At 35.6% G+C, this 6,059-nt stretch carries 5 protein-coding genes; 3 read left to right on the top strand and 2 right to left on the bottom strand.

The window, feature by feature from the left end; genetic code table 11:
• The first annotated feature begins 77 nt into the window (after positions 1–77).
• Both J7604_RS25255 and J7604_RS25250 read left to right on the top strand, forming a co-directional pair.
• The gene (locus J7604_RS25255; protein WP_293902760.1) at positions 78–815 is read left to right on the top strand and encodes a phosphodiester glycosidase family protein; all 738 of its coding nucleotides are present in this window, start codon (positions 78–80) and stop codon (positions 813–815) included.
• Between the two features lie 93 nt (positions 816–908).
• On the top strand, positions 909–1,499 hold the full coding sequence (locus J7604_RS25250; protein ID WP_293902758.1) for a hypothetical protein: 591 nt from the start codon (positions 909–911) through the stop codon (positions 1,497–1,499).
• A gap of 97 nt (positions 1,500–1,596) precedes the next feature.
• On the opposite strand, the gene J7604_RS25245 is transcribed toward J7604_RS25250, so the two are convergent.
• The gene (locus tag J7604_RS25245) at positions 1,597–4,455 is read right to left on the bottom strand and encodes a PA14 domain-containing protein (RefSeq protein ID WP_293902755.1); all 2,859 of its coding nucleotides are present in this window, start codon (positions 4,453–4,455) and stop codon (positions 1,597–1,599) included.
• A 369-nt stretch (positions 4,456–4,824) separates the two neighbouring features.
• On the opposite strand from J7604_RS25245, the gene J7604_RS25240 reads away from it, so the two are divergent.
• Positions 4,825–5,454 carry a hypothetical protein gene (locus tag J7604_RS25240; RefSeq protein WP_293902752.1) on the top strand — a complete coding sequence of 210 codons (630 nt, stop codon included), beginning with the start codon at positions 4,825–4,827 and terminating at the stop codon, positions 5,452–5,454.
• Positions 5,455–5,540: 86 nt separating this feature from the next.
• On the opposite strand, the gene J7604_RS25235 is transcribed toward J7604_RS25240, so the two are convergent.
• A complete protein-coding gene (locus tag J7604_RS25235) occupies positions 5,541–6,056 on the bottom strand; it encodes an N-acetyltransferase (protein ID WP_293902749.1) in 516 nt (171 codons plus the stop codon).
• Between the last annotated feature and the right edge of the window lie 3 nt (positions 6,057–6,059).

Here is a 6,059-nt window from a genome sequence, read left to right as displayed (position 1 = left end):
GACGTATTATAAATTGCCTTATTCAATACCTTAATGACGGGAATTAAAACACTAATCCTATTAATTAAATTATTTTTATGAAAATAAGCAGAGTATTATCTGTTATACTGGTATTTGGATGCATCCTGTCAACATTGTTTTTCCTATATGGATTTAAGAATTATGAAAATGACATAGTTACCTATACGGTTGATTTAAATAAAGCAGATCTTAAATTTTATTGGAAAGATAAAGATGGCAATATTATCAGAAGCCTTCAGAATCTGAAATTATTAGCTAACGAAAATCATCAAAAACTACTTTTTGCCATGAATGGAGGGATGTATCAAAAAGATAATTCTCCTCAAGGTTTGTATATAGAAGATGGTAAAGTAATTTCCAAATTAAATACAGGTTCGGGGAATGGTAATTTCCATATGAAACCAAATGGAGTTTTTTATATCACTACAAATAACAAAGCATATATCTCTCAAACTTCCGACTTTAAATCAAAAGATATTAAATATGCTACTCAGTCCGGTCCTATGCTGGTTATAGATGGGCTGACTCATCCTGTTTTTCAAAAGGGTTCCAAAAATCTTAATATCAGAAATGGTGTAGGAATTTTGCCGGACGGAAATATTATCTTTGCCATATCAAAAAATGAAATTAACTTTTATGATTTTGCCCAATACTTTAAAGATGCCGGATGTAAAAATGCTCTATACCTGGATGGCTTTGTCTCTAGGGCTTATATACCAGAGAAGAACTGGATCCAGACAGATGGGAATTTTGGCGTAATTATTGGAGTTACAGAAAAATTAAATAAACAATAGTTATAGTATAATTACCATTAATTTTTACGGATCAATACATCGCTTTTAATATTCAATATTTTTAATTCTGATTTTTATAACAGATCAATTTAAATGAAAAAATATCTCATGTTGTCCTGCACTCTGACGTGCCTGATTTTAAAGGCAGGATATGCACAGACGAAATCTAACTTTGACGAATTTGCAGGTAAAGCTACAGTGAAATTCGGTGCACAGGTTCACCACTCTAATTATATAGAAAGGTACAATACTAGTGCCGGTGGATTTATTCTTGAATCTTCTGGGAAAAGGTTTGGTGTTTCCTATTCAGGAAGAATTGGGATTACCTCTTCAAATCAATTCTATGCATACACAGGAGCAGGGCAGGTATTAGGCTTTTATCTATTGAAGGATAGTAAAAATACAGGAATTGGAATTTTGGGCTTGATCGGAATCCTGATTCCAGAAAGCATAATCATTTATTCCTATCCAACAACCAAAAGCAGACTAGGGTTTTACCTTAGCCCATGGGGAGTAGAATATATACCTGACAAGGAAACAAAAGTAAGTATAGAAGCCGGATTAAAATATTGTATCAAGTTAAATGAAAGGTTTTATATAGAGCCATTTTTAGGTGCCAAGGCAATATATAAGACCGACAGGCAAGCTGTAAGCGCAGGTCTTAATTTCTTTTTCACCAAATAGGATACCTTCCTAGATACACCAATAGAATTAAGTTAAAAAAGGGATGTTGTTTCCAACATCCCTTTCAGTTAAAAAAGTGATGGATCTCTCAATAATATTATTTATTGACTACAAGTTTGGTAACTGCTTTATTACCTTCTCCTGATATTACCAGCATATACAAGCCACTCTTAATATCAGATAAATTTAGAGAAACAGAATTTTCTCCTGCTTGAACTGAAATAGTCTTTTTAAGTAATTGATTGGAATATCCGTCCAATAGCATCAGCTCTGCATTTCCAGATACTGAAGCAGTATAATTTATATTGACAGAGTTTCCTGCAGGATTAGGGAAAGCATTAAGTTTTAAATTATCAGCATTTATATTAAATGCATCTGCATTAATGATGCCTTGTCTTGTTGCTGCAGGTAGGTATAGATTAGCTCTAGGGATAACCTTCTTCTGCACATTTGTGCTAGACCATAATAACTTAGATGTAGCCAGAGAAGTTTTCTCATAATATTCCATACGAATATCATACAGTTGACCAGCTGTAAGAGCTATAGTTCCATTATTTTCTACTGCTGCATGGTTAGTCCAGTTGTCAATCAAAAGCGTATTGTTTACCCATAGTCTCACGCCGTCATCAGATAAAGTATAGAAGGTAAATGTTTCAGAGAAATCAGCTTTTATCTTACCAGTCCAACGCACAGAGTAATTATCAGTGTTAACGCCTGTGAAAGGAGGATTATTATTCCAATCAAAGTTTATTACAGAGTCAACTCTTGTGAGTGCAGTCCCAGTAAAATCCAGACTATTAAAGTATTCTCCTTTAAGACCAACACCCGGCACTACAGTATTTGAATACAATTGAGTTTGTGGAATAACCTGCTTTTGCTGATTAATAGGTGTTGACCAAGACAATTTTGCAGTAGCCATTGAGTTTCCTTCGAAATATTCAAGGCGGATATCATAAAGTTGACCTGCAACAAGTGTGATATTTCCCGTATTTTCAACTGCACCATGATATGTCCAGTTGTCAATTACTAAAGTATTGTTCACATACAACCTTATACCATCATCAGAAAAAGTGTAAAATGTATATGCTTCGGAATATAATGGTTTGATTTGACCTGTCCATCTTGCGCTAAACTGATTTACCGGAACTACAGCATCCGGAGAGCCAGCTAGCCAGTCAAAATTTACAGTTGGATCAACTCTTGTTAATAAAGGAGTTCCTGCTAAGTTTACACCATTAAAGTATTCAGCTTTCAAACCATCACCAGTTCCGGTAGGGGCAGGATTAACAATTACCGTAACATCATCTGATCCTGTTGCAGTATTGTTATCTGTTACTGTAAGTCTGAAAACATAAGTTCCAGCCACCAATCCGCTTAATGAAACAGTTGCTGTATTTGCATTTGTTAAAGTCGCTGTACCTCCACTTACTTTTGTCCATGCATAAGAAGCAATGGTACCATCGCTGTCTGTGCCTGTTCCAGTTATAGAAAGTGAATTTGTTGGAAGGGTTATTGACTTATCTACACCTGCGTTAGCCACAGGTGCTACATTTACAGCAGGATTAACAACTACAATTACATCATCCGATCCCGTTCCTGTTCTGTTGTCGGTAACTGTAAGTCTGAAAACATAAGTTCCAGCTACTAGTCCGCTTAATGAAACAGTTGCTGTATTTGCATTTGCTAAAGTCGCTGTACCTCCACTTACTTTTGTCCATGCATAAGAAGCAATGGTACCATCGCTGTCTGTGCCTGTACCTGTTATAGAAAGAGAATTAGTTGGTAGTGTAATTGACTTGTCAGCACCAGCATTTGCTACAGGAAGCACATTTACAGCAGCATTAACTACTACAGTAACATCATCAAATCCTGTTGCACCAGTATTGTCAGTTACTGTTAGTCTGAAAACATAGGTTCCAGCCACCAATCCACTTAATGAAACAGTTGCTGTATTTGCATTTGTTAGGGTTGCTGCACCTCCGCTTACTTTAGTCCATGCATAAGATGCAATGGTCCCATCGCTGTCTGTACCTGTTCCTGTTATAGAAAGTGAATTGGCCGGAAGGGTTATAGACTTATCAGTACCAGCATTGGCTACAGGGGGAACAGAGGTAGATCTGGAATATTTCATCAACCATGCATAAATATCTTCAGAGGTAGACTGATTATTATAAGTCTGAGTCCATGCATCGTGACCTACATTAGGATAAACAGTAATTTTGGCAAGTGGGTTAGGAGTAGGAGTACAAGCATTAATGGAGTTTACAAAATTGGTCATACCAGAGCCATTATCATTCGCTCCCTGAAATCCCCAAATTGGAGTTTTACCTATACCACATATTTTTGAAGCATTAGTGATAGGCCAGCCTGCAATTGGAATAGCTGCTGCTGCTTTGGTTGGATAAGCTGCCACATACTCCCAAGTACTGGCACCGCCCATACTTAAACCGGTTATGTATATCCTGTTCGGGTCAACACGGTATAAGGTTTTCATTTTTTCGATAATCTCATCTACGAATTCACCCGGTCTCCATTGACTGGTAGCAAAATCATCCATAGTGATGTCATCCCAACCTCCAAAAGGACATTGAGGAGAAATTACTATAAAGGGAAAATCCTTTCCAGCTTCAATTTCTTTGGGAGGGCCATTCTTTTTTACTTTATAAAGTTGACTGAGATCGGTAGGTTTCCAGGCCTTTTCATCTGTCCCATGGAGGAAGATCAATATAGGATAACTTTTTGTAGGATTAGCAGCATAGTCAACCGGTGTATAAGCCAGATATCCAACAAGATAATTTGGGCCAAACTTTGACCGGAAACTACCCTGTGCCTGTCTTTGAGCTATTGCTTCAGCGGATAGAATAAATACGAGTAACAATGCGCAGAGTCTTGCAATTGACCTGCTTTGAAAGATAATTGCCCTGTTAAAGAGCCGGCGGTAATTGTTGTTTTTCATAAATTATTTATTTGTTTAAAAATGATTAAGCATAAAAGGGTACTCTAAAAATCCTGATAGTTATTCCATTCCAACAGGTAAAAGCAATGGTTATTCAAACTACAATTCATTTTGATTGTAAAGATTTGAATACAACTTTATGACGCATCAATTTTAAAACGTTGCAAAAAATGTTCAAAAAAAATATAACAAACAAAATAAATACCTGGCTTACAACAGAATATTGTTCATAAACTTATATATCTGCATATCATTTATGCTTATATATTTTATGATTACCATAAACAACATAGATCCTTAAATAGTAATATTTAATATATATCTGATCTGAAAAATATTCAGGTCTTCATAATATTAAATAATTTACTCATGGAAGATTTCGAATTTACCCCTGAAACATCACATCCCAAGGCAAAAGACCTTTTAACAGAAGACTTCTACTGGAGCGACGAAGAAGAAACAAGTCCATTTGGGAATGATGATGGGGCAGAAGCTTCATTCGGATTCTGGAAATGGAGAAAAAAAAATAAAAATGTAAGTCCATTAAAATATCTTGAAAAATTACTTAACGAATGGGATTTTCCATACTTTGACCTGACTGAGTTGAATTCAGCTAAAATTCACGAATATATTACTCAAAAAAGAGATGTAGATAACAATCCGTTTTCAGGAAATATGCTCGCAGACCAGCTTAAGCAAATGGCTTCTGAAATGGAGGATGAGCCGGATGATAATCAGTTTAAAGAACTACTGGCAAACGTTACAGGAGCTTCGGGAGATAGTTACCTTATTGGGATGGACAATGCAATCATTGCAGTTGCTTATGCTCAATTTGCTTTAGAAGGGAAGTTAGATGCAAACTTAAAAGCTTTAGCACAAACTGCAATCAAAAGAGAACTCCTACCTTTACTTATAGAAACCTTTAGTGAGGATTACAGAGCAACAAGAATCGAACAGTTAAATAAGATGCTTAAAAGTTTAAACCAGATGAATGATTAACAATATATACCATTTGGGATTAAAACATTTGAAAGCAAAGGATCTAATATAATTCAGAGAGCATACTTCATATATACCGATCAATCTTAATAAGGATTATAAATGATTCTTAAAACCATTTGATCTTCGGTAAAATATTTTCCCTTCCATTTAATTGCATGTTCTTCCGAGCTGAAGGTGTTAAACCCGAATTTCTCGTATAGTGCTTTAGCCTTATCATTATTAGCAATCACCGTCAGATTGATTTGTTCAATATCACCAATCTTTCTAACTCTTACTAGAAGAGCATCGATCAATTCCTTTGAAAGTCCTTGTCCTCTGTATTCATTAGCAACATACATCCTGAATAAGATGCCCTTATGCCTCAATTTCTCTCTATTGGAACCATCACGTTCAAAACTTACAACTCCTCCAAGGGCATTGCCTATATAAGCACCAAGGGTAAAACTGTCCTCCTTATCCTTAGTAGGAAAATCTAAATGCAAATCATCATTAGGAGTGATTCTGAAGCTCTCTTCATCATGAATAAGTCCATGACCTAAAAATTGCTTGTAAAACTCCTTCTGATCAGATTTAATTTCTTTAATAATTGAGTGATTCATATG

This window comes from Sporocytophaga sp. (assembly GCF_017745095.1).
In the GTDB taxonomy this organism is placed as follows: domain Bacteria; phylum Bacteroidota; class Bacteroidia; order Cytophagales; family Cytophagaceae; genus Sporocytophaga.
The sequence above is the reverse complement of the archived record's forward strand: the minus strand, read 5'-3'. Positions and strand labels throughout refer to the sequence as shown.

Coding starts and splice junctions, on each gene's coding strand:
- J7604_RS25250 (WP_293902758.1), top strand. CDS start 909: ATGAAAAAATATCTCATGTTGTCCTGCACTCTGACGTGCCTGATTTTA.
- J7604_RS25245 (WP_293902755.1), bottom strand. CDS start 4,455: ATGAAAAACAACAATTACCGCCGGCTCTTTAACAGGGCAATTATCTTT.
- J7604_RS25240 (WP_293902752.1), top strand. CDS start 4,825: ATGGAAGATTTCGAATTTACCCCTGAAACATCACATCCCAAGGCAAAA.
- J7604_RS25235 (WP_293902749.1), bottom strand. CDS start 6,056: ATGAATCACTCAATTATTAAAGAAATTAAATCTGATCAGAAGGAGTTT.
- J7604_RS25255 (WP_293902760.1), top strand. CDS start 78: ATGAAAATAAGCAGAGTATTATCTGTTATACTGGTATTTGGATGCATC.